General features: G+C 65.0%; 16 protein-coding genes. 9 read left to right on the forward strand and 7 right to left on the reverse strand.

The features are described from left to right. Window positions 1-12: 12 nt before the first annotated feature. Window positions 13-711: a universal stress protein gene (locus tag ACZI8W_RS19295; RefSeq protein ID WP_463370116.1), complete on the forward strand. Its 699-nt coding sequence runs from the start codon at window positions 13-15 to the stop codon at window positions 709-711. A 135-nt stretch (window positions 712-846) separates the two neighbouring features. Here ACZI8W_RS19295 and ACZI8W_RS19300 read toward each other — a convergent pair whose 3' ends face one another. Further along, the gene (locus ACZI8W_RS19300) at window positions 847-1,314 is read right to left on the reverse strand and encodes a MarR family winged helix-turn-helix transcriptional regulator (RefSeq protein WP_463370117.1); all 468 of its coding nucleotides are present in this window, start codon (window positions 1,312-1,314) and stop codon (window positions 847-849) included. Between the two features lie 45 nt (window positions 1,315-1,359). Here ACZI8W_RS19300 and ACZI8W_RS19305 point away from each other — a divergent pair, with 45 nt between their 5' ends. The 3 genes from ACZI8W_RS19305 to wzm are packed head-to-tail and all read left to right on the forward strand — an operon-like array spanning window position 1,360 to window position 3,829. After that, window positions 1,360-2,466, forward strand: coding sequence for an aminotransferase-like domain-containing protein (locus ACZI8W_RS19305; protein WP_463370118.1), 1,107 nt, complete (start codon window positions 1,360-1,362; stop codon window positions 2,464-2,466). A 47-nt stretch (window positions 2,467-2,513) separates the two neighbouring features. Beyond that, complete coding sequence (locus tag ACZI8W_RS19310; protein WP_463370119.1) at window positions 2,514-2,921, forward strand: DUF2628 domain-containing protein; 408 nt, start codon at window positions 2,514-2,516, stop codon at window positions 2,919-2,921. A 59-nt stretch (window positions 2,922-2,980) separates the two neighbouring features. After that, a complete protein-coding gene (wzm, locus tag ACZI8W_RS19315) occupies window positions 2,981-3,829 on the forward strand; it encodes a galactan export ABC transporter permease subunit Wzm/RfbD (protein WP_463370120.1) in 849 nt (282 codons plus the stop codon). Between the two features lie 5 nt (window positions 3,830-3,834). Here the strand turns inward: wzm and ACZI8W_RS19320 are convergent, their stop codons facing one another. The 3 genes from ACZI8W_RS19320 to rfbB all read right to left on the reverse strand — a co-directional run bounded on the left by ACZI8W_RS19320 (window position 3,835) and on the right by rfbB (window position 8,401). Beyond that, window positions 3,835-5,340: a glycosyltransferase family 39 protein gene (locus ACZI8W_RS19320; protein WP_463370121.1), complete on the reverse strand. Its 1,506-nt coding sequence runs from the start codon at window positions 5,338-5,340 to the stop codon at window positions 3,835-3,837. A gap of 3 nt (window positions 5,341-5,343) precedes the next feature. After that, entirely contained in the window at window positions 5,344-7,248 is a 1,905-nt protein-coding gene (locus ACZI8W_RS19325; protein WP_463370122.1) for a glycosyltransferase, read from the reverse strand. 145 nt (window positions 7,249-7,393) lie between these two features. Then, entirely contained in the window at window positions 7,394-8,401 is a 1,008-nt protein-coding gene (gene rfbB, locus ACZI8W_RS19330; RefSeq protein ID WP_463370123.1) for a dTDP-glucose 4,6-dehydratase, read from the reverse strand. 33 nt (window positions 8,402-8,434) lie between these two features. Here rfbB and rfbA point away from each other — a divergent pair, with 33 nt between their 5' ends. Both rfbA and rfbC read left to right on the forward strand, forming a co-directional pair. After that, window positions 8,435-9,310 (forward strand): glucose-1-phosphate thymidylyltransferase RfbA, encoded by an 876-nt coding sequence (rfbA, locus tag ACZI8W_RS19335; RefSeq protein WP_463370124.1) that lies wholly within the window; start codon window positions 8,435-8,437, stop codon window positions 9,308-9,310. 4 nt (window positions 9,311-9,314) lie between these two features. Then, complete coding sequence (rfbC, locus tag ACZI8W_RS19340) at window positions 9,315-9,893, forward strand: dTDP-4-dehydrorhamnose 3,5-epimerase (RefSeq protein ID WP_463370125.1); 579 nt, start codon at window positions 9,315-9,317, stop codon at window positions 9,891-9,893. Between the two features lie 52 nt (window positions 9,894-9,945). Here the strand turns inward: rfbC and ACZI8W_RS19345 are convergent, their stop codons facing one another. Next, window positions 9,946-10,788, reverse strand: a complete 843-nt coding sequence (locus tag ACZI8W_RS19345) for a DUF559 domain-containing protein (RefSeq protein WP_463370126.1) — start codon at window positions 10,786-10,788, stop codon at window positions 9,946-9,948. A gap of 120 nt (window positions 10,789-10,908) precedes the next feature. Next, window positions 10,909-11,388, reverse strand: coding sequence for a GtrA family protein (locus ACZI8W_RS19350; protein ID WP_463370127.1), 480 nt, complete (start codon window positions 11,386-11,388; stop codon window positions 10,909-10,911). A gap of 128 nt (window positions 11,389-11,516) precedes the next feature. Between ACZI8W_RS19350 and ACZI8W_RS19355 the strand changes: the two genes are divergently transcribed. Genes ACZI8W_RS19355 through ACZI8W_RS19365 form a run of 3 tightly spaced genes read left to right on the forward strand, consistent with a single transcriptional unit; the run spans window position 11,517 to window position 15,704 of the window. Beyond that, window positions 11,517-12,941 (forward strand): decaprenylphosphoryl-beta-D-ribose oxidase, encoded by a 1,425-nt coding sequence (locus ACZI8W_RS19355; RefSeq protein ID WP_463370128.1) that lies wholly within the window; start codon window positions 11,517-11,519, stop codon window positions 12,939-12,941. Then, the gene (locus tag ACZI8W_RS19360) at window positions 12,941-13,702 is read left to right on the forward strand and encodes a decaprenylphospho-beta-D-erythro-pentofuranosid-2-ulose 2-reductase (protein WP_463370129.1); all 762 of its coding nucleotides are present in this window, start codon (window positions 12,941-12,943) and stop codon (window positions 13,700-13,702) included. The genes ACZI8W_RS19355 and ACZI8W_RS19360 overlap by 1 nt, the downstream gene beginning before the upstream one ends. Window positions 13,703-13,751: 49 nt before the next feature. Continuing rightward, the gene (locus ACZI8W_RS19365) at window positions 13,752-15,704 is read left to right on the forward strand and encodes a galactan 5-O-arabinofuranosyltransferase (protein WP_463370130.1); all 1,953 of its coding nucleotides are present in this window, start codon (window positions 13,752-13,754) and stop codon (window positions 15,702-15,704) included. On the opposite strand, the gene ACZI8W_RS19370 is transcribed toward ACZI8W_RS19365, so the two are convergent. Beyond that, on the reverse strand, window positions 15,682-16,104 hold the full coding sequence (locus ACZI8W_RS19370; protein ID WP_463370131.1) for a DoxX family protein: 423 nt from the start codon (window positions 16,102-16,104) through the stop codon (window positions 15,682-15,684). The genes ACZI8W_RS19365 and ACZI8W_RS19370 overlap by 23 nt on opposite strands. Window positions 16,105-16,194 lie beyond the last annotated feature (90 nt).

The raw sequence follows: 16,194 nt of genomic DNA on the forward strand, positions 1-16,194 counted from the left end.
CAGGAGGACACCGTGAACTGGACCGCACTGTGGGTTTTCATGGGCGTGTGGGTGCTCACCGGGCTCGCCACCGGATTGTGGATGGCTCGCAAGGGGCACGACCCCCGCTGGACGATCATCGCGGTGATCCTCGGGCCACTGTTCGTGCCTGTCGCATTCGAACGAATCGAACGGAGTCCTCGGTCCGTGGCGTCGGAACCGGTCGCGATGTGGGGTGCCGGTAGCGAGGCATCCAGTGGTCTGCGAGTGCTGGTGGGGTTCGACGGCTCGAAGCACGCGGAGCAGGCACTGCGCACCGCGCGGAAACTGTTCGCCCCGGGCGGCGGGGTGCTCGAGCTCGTCGCGGTGGTGTCGTACGACGACGGAGCCGACGTCGATTCGGAGGTACTCGCGGGGGCGAAAGAACGCCTGGAGGCCGCAGCGGCCGACGCCGAGGGCATTCCGGTGGGCTACGCCGTCATCGCCGGCCCCGCGGGGCAGAGCCTGCGTTGGTTCGCGACCGAACAGCACGCCGACGTGGTGGTGATCGGCAAACGCGGTCACGGTCTGTCCAAACAGATGATGGGCAGCGTCGCGGCATACCTCACCGAGCACTGTCCTGTACCGGTCCTCGTCGTGGATCCGACACAGCATGCATCGACCGACGAGAAGCCAACGGCTCCGGTGGCGCTGCGTGTTCCCGCGCAGGACGTCGACGGGTCGGCTCAGTAAACCTTCCACAGGTCGCCTAGGCATCAAGGTTTATGGGTCCCTCGACATCGTTCGGTCGGTGACGCGGACGGTCGAGTGCACAGTTGTTGTCGTGAACGTCGAGTGCAGCCGACAACAACTGCACACCCGATTCCGTCAACGAGGGGCGGACGGATTCGCACGAAGTACTTCCATCACCGCCCGCCACGACGCTTCCGCACCCTCCCCTGCCTGACGGAACGTGTCGTCGAGGAGACGTATCTGGGCGTCGGTCAGTTCGGCTTCGAGTGCCCGTCCGTCGTCGGTGATCGTGAGTCGACGAACCCGCCGGTCGGCAGCGTCGGGCGTGATGACGATCAGCCCCTGTGACTCGAGGTCTTTGATGGGCCGGTGCAGCGCCTGCTTGGTGATGTCGAGGATGTCGAGGAGCGCGCCGATCGACAGCCCGTCGTCGCGGCGGACGAAATGCAGAATGCGGTGGTGCGTCCGGCCGAGTCCACGTTCCGCAAGTAGTCGATCGGGTAGCGCGGTGAAGGCGCGGTATCCGAAGAAGAAGTCTTCGATCGCCTCCCTCAGCTCCCTCTCACGATTTTGGTCAAACACCTTGACCTTATTCTCAGTCACGCCTTAGAGTACGTCAATAATATTGACCTATCAGACGGGTTGTCCATGTTCTCCCAACGAATCGCCTCGCTTCGGCCGTCACCGATCCGCGAGATTCTCTCCGTCATCGACCGGCCGGGCATGGTGTCGTTCGCAGGTGGCCTTCCCGCGCCGGAGACGCTCCCACACCTCACCCACTCCATCGCCCCCACTTCCCTGCAATACGGGCCGAGCGAAGGCGATCCTGAGCTGCGCACTCTCGTTTCCGAGCAACTACGCACGCTCGGCCTCGATGCGCCCACGGAGCGCGTGATGATTCTGTCCGGCAGCCAACAGGGCATCGACCTCGTCGCGAAGTTGTTCGTCGATCCTGGGACCCAGGTCGCAGTCGAATCCCCCACCTACCTTGCGGCGCTCCAGGTGTTCCGTCTGTACGGCGCCGACTTCACCGACCTGAACTGGGCCGATAGCCCGGGCACCCCGCTCGCGTACGTCGTGCCCACCTTCGCCAACCCCACCGGAAGGTGCGCGATCGACGGCGAACGCGACAGCCTTGCCCGCGCCTGCCTCGACAGCGGCACGACACTGTTCGAAGACGACCCGTACCGCGAACTCGCCTACGAACTGCGCGACCGAATTCCCGTCACCGCACGCATGGGCGACGGGTCCTGGGTGTATCAGGGCTCGTTCTCCAAGACGTTCGCGCCCGGACTGCGCCTCGGGTTCCTCGCGGCCTCCGAGGATCTGTTCCCGCGATTGGTGATGCTCAAGCAGTCAGTCGACCTACACAGTTCCACCCTGTCCCAGCAGCTCGTGCGCAACGCCCTCACCGACCCGAGCTGGGCGAGTCGCCTCGACGAACTCGCCTCGTTCTACCGGACACGCCGCGACAGTTTCGACGAAGCCTTGCGTCGCCACCTCAGCGGACTCGCCGAGTGGGAGAGTCCCGCCGGCGGGCTGTTCTTCTGGCTCCGCCTCACGAAGCCGATCGATACCCGAACGCTTCTCGCCACCGCAATCGATCGTGGTGTCGCGTTCATGCCGGGCGAGGAGTTCTTCCCCGACCGACCGCAGCTAGGCACCATGCGTCTGAACTTCAGCCACGCCGACGCGGACGCCACCGAACGCGGACTCCGGACACTCGCGCAGCTCCTGCGAAACCACCGTGCATAATACGTTGAACCGTTCAGGGGGAACGGCCGGAACATCTGGGGGGGATCATGACGGATATCAGCACGCCCGGCGTCGAGAAGTACGAGGGCCTGAGCGATACGTGGCGGTTCCGGTTCGAGTTCTTCGACAGGAACGGCACACCGGGCGCGATCAAGACTTCACCGGCCTACACCGCCGCATTCCGCGAGTTGCCGTTCGGTAAGCGGATGAAGCTGAACTTCAACTGGCTCGGAGCAGTCTTCGGTGTCTTCTACCTGCTGTATCTGCGCTTGTGGCGGAAAGCCCTGGTGTTGATGGGGCTCGGCATCGCCATCGGGGTCGTCAGCGTGATCCTGGACCTGCCGCCCAGCATCGACCGAATCGTGACCTTCGGATTCGCCTTCTTCATCGCGAGCCGCGTCAACATCTACAACTACGAGCGCCGCGTGCTCGGACGTCACACCTGGGAGTTGTGAACCACCGCTACGACCACACCGGAACCGGGCCGATTTCACCGCGGGTAGGCTCGGGACTCGTGCCTGATGCCCTCGCTGTCGATGACGAGCCGATCGAATCGTCCTCCCGCACGTTCAAGCGTGCATTCGAGGATCTCCGCGATGGTTTCTCGCATCGTGAACTGTGGTTCCACCTCGGGTGGCAGGACATCAAGCAGCGCTACCGTCGCTCGGTGCTCGGCCCGTTCTGGATCACCATCGCGACCGGTGTCTCGGCGATTGCGATGGGAATCCTCTACGGAACACTGTTCAATCTCGACGTCCCGACGTTCCTGCCGTACGTGGCGCTCGGGTTCATCATCTGGAACCTGATCAGCGGTTCGATCCTCGAGGGCGCTGACGTGTTCATGTCCAACGAGGGCCTGATCAAACAGCTCCCGACACCGCTGAGCGTGCACGTCTATCGTCTGGTGTGGCGCCAGATGATCTTGTTCGCGCACAATATCGTGATCTACGTCGGCATCCTCATCGTGTTTCCGCAGCCGCTGCACTGGACCGCGATCGCGGCGATCCCGGCACTGTTCCTGATCGCGATCAACGCGGTGTGGGTGTCGCTGGTGTTCGGCATCCTCTCCACCCGTTACCGCGACATTTCGCCGCTACTCGGCAGCATCGTGCAGCTGCTGTTCTTCATGACGCCGATCATCTGGACCGAACAGACACTCGTCGGCACGGGCAACGAGGGCCGCGCCAAGATCGCCGAGATCAACCCGCTGTACCACTTCCTCGACATCGTCCGGACCCCCCTGCTCGGCGGCGATCAGCAGCTCTACCACTGGGTCATCGTGCTGGTGATCACCGTGCTCGGCTGGGGACTCGCACTGCTCGCGATGCGCAACTATCGCGCGCGCGTCGCCTACTGGGTCTGAATCGTCTACTGCACGCCAACCGGCTCGAGCCGGATCAGCTGCAACCGGTGAACCGGTTCGCGGTCTGTGATCTCGAATCCGACTGCGGCCAGTTCGCGGAATGTGTCCGTGTCGGTGAATCGATACGGCTCGAACCGCCACCACACGTTGTTGGGATGCCACAGCTTCCAGGCGGTCTCGCGGTCGCGGTCGGCGATCACCCACAACACCGTGCACCGGGTGGAGGCGCGTCGGGCCAGTTCGGACGGCGACACATCGCTCGACCACAGCCGTGTTCGCTCGACCGCGCTGCGAGCGAGTCCGACATCGTCGAGGCCCGCCACCGCATCCGGTCGCGCATCCATCAGCACTCGCGGGGAGGTCGGCGCCCACGACACGGTCGGTTCGAACGCGACGCAATCCCCCGCCTCCGACACCTCGACGAGCCGATCGGCAACCGCGCTGTAGTCCATTCCACCTGCCTTCCCGAACGGCTGACGCTGCGAAACGTACGCCGGTGACACAGCCACAACCAGCGCGACGAACACAACGAGCATCGTCCACCACCGAGTCGAGAGCCGGGCCAGCGCCCAGCCCACGAGCAACGCCATCGCCGGCACGGTGAAGGACAGATACCGGTCGAGGTACAGATTGCGCGCCACCAGCGAATACACGAGCAGCGCCGTCATCGGCACGGCGAACCCGGGAACCGCCACCCACAGCAGCATCCGCTCCCCCGGGGTCACGCCGGTCCGCACCGCGACGACCGCACCCCCAACGACAATCACCGCGCACAGCGCCGCCGCCCACGGCGCTTGCGGAAACCACTGATCGACGAGGATCGTGCGGATCACCGTGCCATCGAGCGGCGGGATCCACGACACCTGCCTCACCTGGGACGCCGCGAGCACCGTGAACGGCGCCGACAGCGCCAGCCCCACCACCACTGACACGACGAACCGCACCCGGTCGCGCTTCATCACGAGGACTGTCACCGTGTGCGCGAGCACCACGGTCGCGGTGTACACGAACATCACCGCCGACACCGTCGCCAGCAACGCATACGGCACCCACCAGCGCGCCTTGCCCGTCGTCAGCGCCGTCACCAGTAGCAGGGTGAGCACCGCGACTCCGGCGATCGCGAACGCGTACGAGCGCGCCTCGGTCGCCGCCCACGTGATCCGTGGAGTGATCGCGAACAGCACCCCCGCCGCGACAGCGACGCGCCGGCCGGCGAGCTTCTGCCCGCTCGCGGTGACGGCGGCTGCGCCGACGCCCAATGCCACCGCACCCGGGATTCGGGCAGTGAACTCACTGATGCCGACGAGCGAGAACCACCAGTGCAGGAGCAGATTGTGGAGCCCGTGCACAGCGTCGCGCAGAGCATGCAGGTCGAACAGTGCCCCGACAGAGCGATTCGCCGCGGAAATCGTGGCGGCCTCGTCCCACCAGAACGACGGCACCCACGAGAATGCTGCACCGATGAACATGGCCGCTCCCCCGATCAACAGCGGGAGCGGCCATACCCTCATGGACTACTCGTCGATACCGTAGAGACGAGCCCAGTTCTCGCGGCTGGTCAGCTTGGGCATGGCGTCGTGCCACACCTTCTTCATCTGCGGGGCTTCCTTACGGAGCCGCCAGCACACCTTCGCGGCGTGCTTCGCGAGTTCGAGGGCGGTGTCCTTGTCACGGCGGCGCACCCGCACCGCATTCTGCGACGCATCGGTGACGACGGCGGTGTCGAACAACGACACATGCCACCAGTTCGCGAAGTGCGCTGGAACGGTCACCTGGCGGCGGTCGACCTTGCCCCGGAACTGCTGCACAGCCCGCTTGACGAGAACGAGCGCCTCGCGCTTCTTGTCAGGTTCGAACTCCCACACCTTCATCTGAGCGTGCGGATCCGATTCTTTGCCCACCTGCGACGCGGGCAACGGCTTCGTCTCGGGGTAGCGGTCGCGCAACTCGCGCAGTTCCTTCAGCACCGTCTGACCACCGTCGTAGAGGAAATCGGGCCCAGTGAGAAAGTCCTCGGCCGCCTTGATGAAGGTCGCTGCCAGGCCGTACTGCATCGACACGATCAGCTCGCTGATCTTGCGGAACAGGTACTTCGAGATGTCGTTGCCGTCGAACCGCCCATACAGCGCCGACACGACCAAGCCGTTGCGGATGCTGAAATAACGGGCCCAGTCGTCGTAGTCCTTGAGATGGAAATCAGCGTGCCACACACCCGCGTTGGGCAGCGTGACGGTCGGGTGCCCGGCAAAGCGGGCGCGGATCCCGTATTCGATGTCGTCCCACTGGAAGAACAGCGGGATCGGCAGTCCACACTCTGCGATGATCTCGGCGGGCAGCAGACACGTCCACCAGCCGTTCCAGCCGGCATCGAAGCGGGCATCCTGCTTCTTCTTGACGAGGTCGATGCCCATCTTCGCGCCGGGGGTGAGTTCGCCCGCGGTGATCTCGTCGAGGACTTCACGCTCGGCACTGACGTGCAGGATCTGCGGATTGCTCAGCGACAGCATCTGGGCGCCGACGATCGTGGGCTGCACCGTCATGTTCGCGAACGCGTTGAGTCGCAGCACGGATTCCGGCTCGCACAAGATGTCGTCGTCCATGACGATCACGTTGGCGTGCGCCGAGTTCGGCGAGCCGGTGATCTCGTACATGCCGCGGGAGAATCCGCCCGCGCCACCGAGGTTCGGCTGCGTGAGGTAGATCAGCTTCCTACCGAGCTTCTCCTCGACCTCCGCGAACGCGGGACGCGAACGCACCTGGTCGGTGCCCTGGTCGACAATGCACACCGCATCGATGTCGGACATCGCATCGTCGTCGGAGGCGAGAGTGCCGACAGTGACCGTGCAGTCGTCGGCGCGGTTGAACGTGCAGATGACGACGGCGGCAGGTCGCAGGTGCTCGGGAGCAGCAACGGTCCACCGGGCGTCGGAGACGAACAGCGAGCCGTTGCCGGACTCCACGGAGAACCACATCGCGCCGCCGTCGACGAACCGCTCGATGGGAAGTTCGAGATCGAGGTCGCCCGAACCCGATACCTTCGAGGTGGTGACGATGCGCTCGCGACCACGGGCGTCGGACGCCGACACCGTGAAGGTCGCGCTGCCCGAAGAGGCGTAGGTGAGCTGCAGGTTCACCGACTTCACGTCGGTCCAGCGCTGCCAGTAGGTCGCTGCGAACCGGCCGAAGTAGGTGTTGGTGTGGGCGGTCGCGCCCTCGGCGAGCTGCAACCCGTGCCGGTCGGCAGCGGCGTCACCCTTGGTAACCACGTACATCTTCCCGGGCACGCGCGACGAGAGGGACCCGAACAGCCCGCGCTGAACGATGAGCCGATCGCGACGTACGGGCTCGACGAAGGCGTCCTCCAGCGCGTCGACGTTGCTGTCCTCAGTTGTCGTGTCGCCGGCAGGTGCCTGCTCCATCGAGTAACTCCCCGATCTCGTCGATCCTGTTGGTCGGATGCGACATTATCAGCGGGAACACCACCACCCGGCGATCACGTGAGTCCTGCGACCGATTGGTACGAAACACGGAGTATGGGACTTTAGCCCATTTCAGGCCCGCAACTCACCCGTCGAGAGTGCGCTCCGCGCGGCGGTAAGTGGCTTCGGTTTCGTCCTTGCGCGGCCGCCACCACGCCTCGTTCGCGCGGTACCACTCGATGGTCGCCTGCAGACCTGACCGGAAATCCCGGTAGACCGGTTCCCAGCCGAGTTCGGTCTTCAACCGGGTCGCGTCGATCGCGTAGCGCAGGTCATGACCCGGCCGATCAGTGACGAAATCGAAGTCCGCGCTGTCCTTGCCGCACAACTCGAGGACCGCCTCGACGACCGTACGGTTGTTCGTTTCCCCGTCGGCGCCGATGAGGTAGGTCTCTCCGATGGCGCCTTTGTCGATGATCGTCCATACCGCACGGTTGTGGTCGTCGACGTGGATCCAGTCGCGCACGTTGGTTCCGGTGCCGTACAGCCTGGGCCGCACCCCGGTGAGCACGTTCGTGATCTGCCGCGGGATGAACTTCTCCACGTGCTGGTACGGGCCGTAGTTGTTCGAGCAGTTCGACAAGGTGGCGCGAACTCCGAACGAACGCACCCAGGCGCGGACGAGCAGGTCGGAGCCGGCCTTCGTCGACGAGTACGGGCTCGACGGGTTGTAGGCCGTGGCCTCGGTGAACTTCGCCGGGTCGTCGAGCGCGAGATCGCCGTACACCTCGTCGGTGGAGATATGGTGGTACCGCACGTCGTACTTGCGGACGGCCTCGAGCAGCGCGAAGGTGCCCACGAGGTTGGTCTGCACGAACGGCGACGGATCCGTCAGGGAGTTGTCGTTGTGGGATTCGGCGGCGAAGTGCACCACGAGGTCGGTGTCGGCGACAAGCCGGTCGACGAGTTCGGTGTCGGCGACGTCGCCGCGGACGAAGGTGATCTCGTTTTTCACCGGCGCGAGCGACTCGCGGTTGCCTGCGTAGGTGAGCTTGTCGAGGACGGTGACCTCGAGGTCGGGGCGCTCGGCCACGGTTTGATGGACGAAGTTCGCCCCGATGAATCCGGCACCGCCGGTGACGAGCAGCTTCATTGCGACAACCCTACCCATGGGACACTGGCCCGCATGCGCGGAATCATCCTGGCCGGCGGGACCGGTTCGCGGCTGCACCCCATCACGTTGGGGATCAGCAAGCAGCTCACTCCCGTCTACGACAAGCCGATGATCTACTACCCGCTGTCGACGCTGATACTCGCGGGAATCCGCGACATCCTCCTGATCACCACACCGCACGACGCCGGTCAGTTCCGTCACCTGCTCGGGGATGGCTCGCGGTTCGGCATCGACATCACCTACGCCGTCCAGGAGAACCCCGAGGGGCTGGCGCAGGCGTTCGTTCTCGGCGCCGATCACATCGGCACCGAATCGGTTGCTCTGGTATTGGGCGACAACATCTTCTACGGTCCTCGACTCGGCACACAACTCAAACGGTTCGACGATCTCGACGGCGGCGCCGTCTTCGCCTACCGCGTCTCGGATCCGTCGGCGTACGGGGTGGTCGAGTTCGATTCCGACGGTCGCGCACTGTCGATGGAGGAGAAGCCGTCGGATCCGAAGTCGCACTACGCGGTGCCTGGGTTGTACTTCTACGACAGCGATGTCGTCGGCATCGCGAAGTCCTTGACGCCGTCGGAGCGAGGAGAATACGAGATCACCGACGTCAATCGCACCTATCTGGAGGCAGGCAAGCTCCAGGTCGAAGTGTTGCCCCGTGGTACCGCCTGGCTCGACACCGGCACGTTCGATTCACTGCTCGATGCATCGAACTTCGTGCGCACCATCGAACAGCGTCAGGGTTTGAAGATCGGGGTGCCCGAAGAGGTCGCGTGGCGGCGCGGATTCATCACCGACGACGAATTGGCCGCCTTGGCGCATCCGCTGATGAAGTCGGGTTACGGCACCTATCTGCTGGACCTGATCGCACGGGGAAAGGACTCCTGAGGACATGCAGTACCGAGAACTGACGATCGAGGGCGCATGGGAGATCACGCCGAAGCAATTCGGGGACGATCGGGGGATGTTCCTCGAATGGTTCAAACAGGCCACCTTCACGGAGGCGACGGGCCGGGAACTCGATCTCGCCCAGGCCAATTGCTCGGTGTCTGCTGCGGGTGTGCTACGCGGGATCCACTATGCGGATGTCCCGCCGGGGCAAGCGAAGTACGTGACGTGCGCGTCGGGGTCGGTGCTGGACGTCGTCGTCGATCTGCGGGTGGACTCACCGACGTTCGGGCAGTGGGATTCGGTGCTGCTCGACACCGTCGATCGTCGGGCAATCTTCCTTGCCGAGGGGTTGGGGCACGGCTTCCTCGCTTTGGAAGACCATTCGACGGTGATGTACCTGTGCTCGACGGGATACAACCCGGAGCGTGAACACGAAGTCCACCCATTGGACCCGGCGATCGGAATCGACTGGCCGACGGTCGGGCCGGGCGGGCCGTTCGAATACGAACTCTCCGCCAAGGACCGCGCAGCGCCGACCCTCGCAGAAGCGCGTGCGGCGGGACGGTTGCCGCGGACGTGACACAAGATTTGGTGTTCTCAACAGCGATATAGGCGGTCGAGACCACCAAAGTTCAGCGGGCGAGTGCTCGACGGATCTGGCGGATCACCTCGTCGGGATCGTGGGCAAGTGTGTGCCAGGTGAAGCGGAGGACGTGCCAGCCTGCGTTGACCAGTATGTTCTGGCGCTCTGCATCACGCCGGTGTCGCGCCGGGTCTCGGTGCCATGCCCACCCGTCGATCTCGATGGCCACGCGCTGCGCCTCGAACACCACGTCGATCTCGAATCCGCAGCTCTTCACGTGTGGGCGCCATCCTGTGAGACCCGCGGCTTTCAAGAGGCTGTAGAGGATTCGCTCCGCCTCGGAATGTCCGCCGCTACGCGCAGCGCAGAGGAGCCGTTCCGCTGCCCGCGAGCCACGTCGTCCGGGGTTACGACGGTGGGCACGCTCGAGCAATCCCAGCGTGGTATGCCGTTGCAGCGCTCTGTCCATGAAAACCGACCCGTTGTCCAGTTCGACCGCGGCCTCGACCACAGCCAGCGGCAACCCTGTGACCTGGAGGCGACGCACCGATGTCACGTCCTCGATCGGCAGGTCGCGCCGTCGCAGTCTCACGCCGGGAGGCGCCTTGATCGCACGACGGTGCGGCACAGTGACGTACTGCCGCGTCGGCGCACGATCGAGGAGTCCGTGCCACCACGCAGCACTCGGTCCCCACGCCATTGCGCCCTCACCGGCGCCGTACACCGCTGCGCGCAGGCGCACGGCCGGTGTCCGCTCCCGGTCTGCGCGCAGATACACACCCGGTGCCAGCGATCGCCATTCCGCCGACCGCACGTAGTGGTCGATCATCGCGATGGTCAGGCCGCACGCGACCGCCTGGTCGCGGATGATGACGCCGTCCTGCCGTGCCATGAGCGCATGTACCTGTTGACGTGGCATACCCGTTTCGACGCAGCCCAGCTGCAGCCGGTTCCACCGCACCGAAGATCTGGTGTTCTCGACGGCACATACTGCCGTTGAGAACACCAAAGTTCAGCGGATACGGAAGATCACCAGCCTTTGCACGACGAAATTGATGACCGTCGCCACACCCTGCGCAACGACGAAGGCAAGCGGGGTGACCCACCAGTCGTCGCCCATCGACTCGTTGAGCACGCGGTTGATCCCCACCTGAGCAGCGAACGTCACCGCATAGAGGATCACGACGGCGGCGAACCGCACACGACTCGGCGGAGCCTGAAAGGTCCAGCGACGGTTGATGAGGTACGCGGTGGTGGTACCCGCAACGAACGAGACGGCCTTCGCGAGATCACGGGTGACGCCGAGCGCCATGAGCAGCACATACAGGCCGTAGTCGACGATCGCCGACAGTCCGCCGGTGAGCACGAACCGCACCAACTGTGTCTTGAGATCGAGCGCCTTGTCGGCGGTCGAGTCGGTCAGCGGCAGCTCGGGAGCGAGCGGAGCATGGTGTTCCGGCAGCGGCTGCACGTGGTCGTGGGGTTCGGGCACGGAGTCGAGGGTAGCGCCAGTCGCACCTCGATCCGCACCTCCACGACAGCGAAATTCTCACCGAGATGCAATGAGTGACCTACGGCATCTTGCCGGGTGGTGAGCCGACACGGGTAGCCTCTATCCCGATGTCTACGACAGCGCACGAGCAGGCGAGCGAGCCTCTCCCCACCCAGACACGCACCCTGACCGGATGGGGGCGCACCGCGCCGACCACCGCAGAGGTGCTCTCCACACCCGATGTCGAGCTCATCGCGAAGGCCGTCGCGCAGGTCGCAGAGCAGAACGAGTCGAAGCCGACGCACCTGCGTCGCGGTGTCATCGCGCGCGGCCTCGGCCGTTCGTACGGCGATCCCGCGCAGAACGCGGGTGGGCTCGTCGTCGACATGACGGCACTGAACAAGATCCACAGCATCGACCGCGCATCCCGCAAGGTCGTCGTGGACGGCGGCGTCGACCTCGATCAGCTGATGCGCGCCGCGCTGCCGTTCGGCCTGTGGGTCCCGGTGCTTCCGGGCACACGCCAGGTCACCATCGGCGGTGCCATCGGATCCGACATCCACGGCAAGAACCACCACAGCGCCGGCAGCTTCGGCAACCACGTGCGCTCGATCGACCTACTCACCGCCGACGGTCAGGTCCGCACGTGCACGCCCTCCGGGCGCAACTCCAAGCTGTTCTGGGCGACCGTGGGCGGTATGGGGCTGACGGGCATCATCCTGCGCGCGACCATCGAGATGACAGCTACCGAGACGGCGTACTTCATCGCCGACGGCGTCGTCACGTCCACCCTCGACGAGACGATCGCGGCGCACAGCGACGGCTCCGAGGACAAGTACGACTACTCGAGCGCGTGGTTCGACGCGGTCGCGCCGCTACCGAAACTCGGCCGCGCCGCGATTTCCCGGGGTTCCCTCGCGACGGTCGATCAGCTTCCGAAGAAGCTGCAGAAGAACCCCCTCAAGTTCGACGCACCACAGTTGTTGACCTTGCCGGACATCTTCCCGAACGGCCTGGCCAATAAGTACACGTTCTCCACCATCGGTGAACTCTGGTACCGCAAGGCAGGCAACTACTCGGGCAAGATCCAGAACTTGACGCAGTTCTACCACCCGCTCGACATGTTCGGGGAGTGGAACCGCGGCTACGGCCCGGGCGGCTTCCTGCAGTACCAGTTCGTGGTGCCGCCGGAGGCCGTCGACGAGTTCAAAAAGATCATCATCGACATCCAGGCGTCTGGACACTACTCGTTCCTCAACGTCTTCAAACTGTTCGGCGACGGAAACAAGGCTCCCCTGAGTTTCCCGATGAGGGGCTGGAACATCTGCGTCGACTTCCCGATCAAGGCGGGCCTGAACGAGTTCGTGCGCGACCTCGACAAGCGTGTCCTCGAATTCGGCGGTCGCCTCTACACCGCGAAGGATTCGCGGACCAGCGCCGAGACCTTCCATTCGATGTATCCGCGGATCGACGAGTGGCTCAAGGTGCGCCGCAACGTCGACCCCACCAACGTCTTCGCCTCCGATATGTCCAGAAGGTTGGAACTGAACTGATGATCAACGCCGTCGGCAATCCCCAGACCCTGCTGCTTCTCGGTGGCACCTCCGAGATCGGCCTGACGATCGTCGAGGAGTACCTGCGCAAAGCGCCCGCCCGCGTGATCCTCGCGGCACTGCCCGGCGACCCGCTGCGCGACGCGTCGGTCGCGCAGATGACGGCCGCGGGAGCGACGAAAGTCGATGTCATCGACTTCGACGCACTCGACACCGCGAGCCACCCGAAGGTCATCGACGAAGCCTGGCAGGGCAGCGACGTGGACGTCGCCATCGTGGCGTTCGGCCTCGACGGCGACTCCGAGGAACTGTGGCAGAACCAGGCCAAGGCCGTTCGGGTGGCAAACGTGAACTACACGGCGTCGGTGTCTGTCGGCGTGCTCATCGGCGAGAAGATGAAGGCGCAGGGCTTCGGCCGGATCATCGCGATGTCCTCTGTCGCCGGTGAGCGCGTCAAACGCGCCAACTTCATGTACGGATCATCGAAGGCCGGCCTCGACGGCTTCTACCTGGGTCTCGGCGAGGCGCTTCGACCGTTCGGGCCTCGCGTGACCGTGGTCCGACCCGGCCAGGTTCGCACCAAGTTCAGCGCGCACGTCGACGAAGCGCCGCTGACCGTGAACAAGGAGGACGTCGCCGCACTCGCGGTGGCCGCGTCCGACAAGGGCAAGGAAATCGTCTGGGCGCCGGGCCCGTTCAGGTTCGTGATGATCGTGCTGCGGCACATTCCGCGCGCCATCTTCCGTAAGCTGCCGATCTGACGACACCGGATCACCGTCCCCGGCCCGAGCTTCACTAGGCTCGGGTCCCGTGACAGTCGCCGCGAGTTCCACCGTCATTCCCGTAGCTCCATTTCGGAAGGTCGCGACGACCGCCGGTCGCTTGGTTGTGGCCGTGGTCGTCGCGGTCGCTGTTTCCGCGGTGGGTCTGTTCGCGTTCGCGCAGGTGCAATGGCCGGCGTTCAATTCGTCGAACGTCACGCGAGCCGTGACGACGGTCATGCAGTTCGTCGCGCTGGCCGCACTCGGCTGCTCGATCTACCTGCTGCGCCGCGGCACGTGGGTGGCGGGTGCGCGGGTGCTGTCGTGGGCGGCACTGTCGGGCTTGGTCACGGCGACACTCGGCATGCCGCTCGCCGCGACGAAGCTGTATCTGCACGGAATTTCCGTCGACCAGGAGTTCCGCACCCAGTTCCTCACGCGACTGACCGACAGCGCAGCGCTGCGCGACATGAACTACGCCGACATGCCGCCGTTCTATCCGGCCGGCTGGTTCTGGGTCGGCGGGCGCGTCGCAAACCTGCTGGGGATGGACGGCTGGGAAGCCTTCAAACCGTACGCCATCGCCTCACTGGCAGTCGCGGCGGTCGTGGCACTGGTGCTGTGGTCGGAACTCGTCCGCTCGGATCTCGCAGTGCTGGTGGCGACAGCATCGACGGTGATCGTGCTCGCCTATGGGTCGCCGGAGCCGTACGGCGCGGTGATCGCTCTGCTGATCGCACCGGCTCTGGTACTGGCCTGGGGTGCCCTCAACCCCGTGCGCGCTTCTGGTGGCAGTGACTACCAGAAACACGCACGGCAGGGGTGGGGCGCCGTGGTGGGCACCGGTCTGTTCCTGGGGATCGCGGCAACGTTCTACACGCTGTACCTGGGCTTGGCTGCGTTCGCGGTGACGGTGATGGCGTTGATCACGATGCTGCTCGCGAAGCGGGCAGACGGATCGTGGCGCAGTGCGGTGCCGGTGCTCGTCCGGTTCGTCTCCATCGCGGCCATCGCGGGGTTGGTCGCCCTGATCGTCTGGGCACCGTTCCTGCTCGACGTGCTCCGGGGCGGCTCGATCTCCGGATCAGGTTCCGCGACGCACTATCTGCCCGAGGCAGGTGCGAGCCTGCCGTTGCCGATGCTTCACTTCTCGTGGATCGGGTTGCTGTGTCTGCTCGGCAGCGTGTGGCTGATCGGGCGGGCGACATCGTCGCGGCGGGCGCAGGCACTCGGACTCGGCGTCATCGCGGTGTATCTGTGGTTCCTGGGGTCGATGGCGTTCACCGCCTTGGGCGGCACGCTTCTCGCGTTCCGCCTCGAGGTGATCCTGCTGGTGCTGCTGGGCACGGCGGGTGCGTTCGCGTTCGTCGACTTCTCGCGGTGGATCAGCCTCGCCGCCAGCGACAATCCGAATGTGCGACGCGTGCTCGTCGCGGTGGGTGCCATCGGTGCGCTCTCGTTCACCCAGAATATTCCGCAGGTGCTCGCGGGCGAGATCACGGTCGCCTATACCGACACCGACGGAAACGGTGAGCGCGCCGACCAACGGCCGCCGGGCGCCGCGTCGTACTACGCGGAAATCGACGAGACACTGCGTTCGCAACTCGGTGGTGAGCGCGACGACCACGTGGTCCTCACCGCCGACACGACGTTCCTCGCGTACTACCCCTACTTCGGGTTCCAGGCATTGACATCGCACTACGCGAATCCGCTCGCAGACTTCACGGGTCGCGCCGCAGCGATCGAGGAGTGGTTGGAGTTCGAATCCACCGACGACCTGCTCGCCGCGTGGGATTCGCTGCAGTGGCGAGCCCCCGATGCCGTCGTCTTCCGACAGGGCGCCGAGGGCTACACGCTTCGCTTGGCAGAGGATGTCTACCCGAACGACCCGAACGTTCGTCGATACACGGTCACCTTCCCCGAGACCCTGTTCGACGACCCGCGTTTCACGGTCACAAAGGTAGGGCCGTTCGCCGTGGTCACGCGCGCCGAAGGGGCATGATGTTTCGAACTCCGTTGTCGCGCAGCCACAATCCGCCCCACACGAAGATTCCGGTGTAGATCGGGAATAGCGTGGTGCTGATGATCGGCTGCTCGGTGAGCAGGTTGGTTGCGACCGCTCCGCCGAGGTAGCCGGTGAGCAGCACGGCGCCGAGGATCGCCGTCGTCGGCACGACGTAGAGCACCAGGCAGATGAGCAGCACGACCCCGAACACCCTGTTCAGGCTCGGGTCGAAGCCGAGGTCGGCCATCGCTTCCTGCACCTGCGAGGTGTTCATGAGGTGGATGACGGAGTCGAACAGCAGGAACAGGATTACGAGTCCGCTGACGATCAGCCCGGCGATGCGAGTGCCCTTCGACGGTGTGGCGGTGTCGGTGCGGGTGGCAGAGGTGGTGATCATGGTGGTCTCCCGAGGTCGCGACGGTGGTGTCGCGAATACCGACCGGGCGGCGCCCGGGAACTCATCGCCGTTGCGGTAAGGTCACGGCGA

It is taken from the genome of Rhodococcus ruitaii, assembly GCF_055230935.1.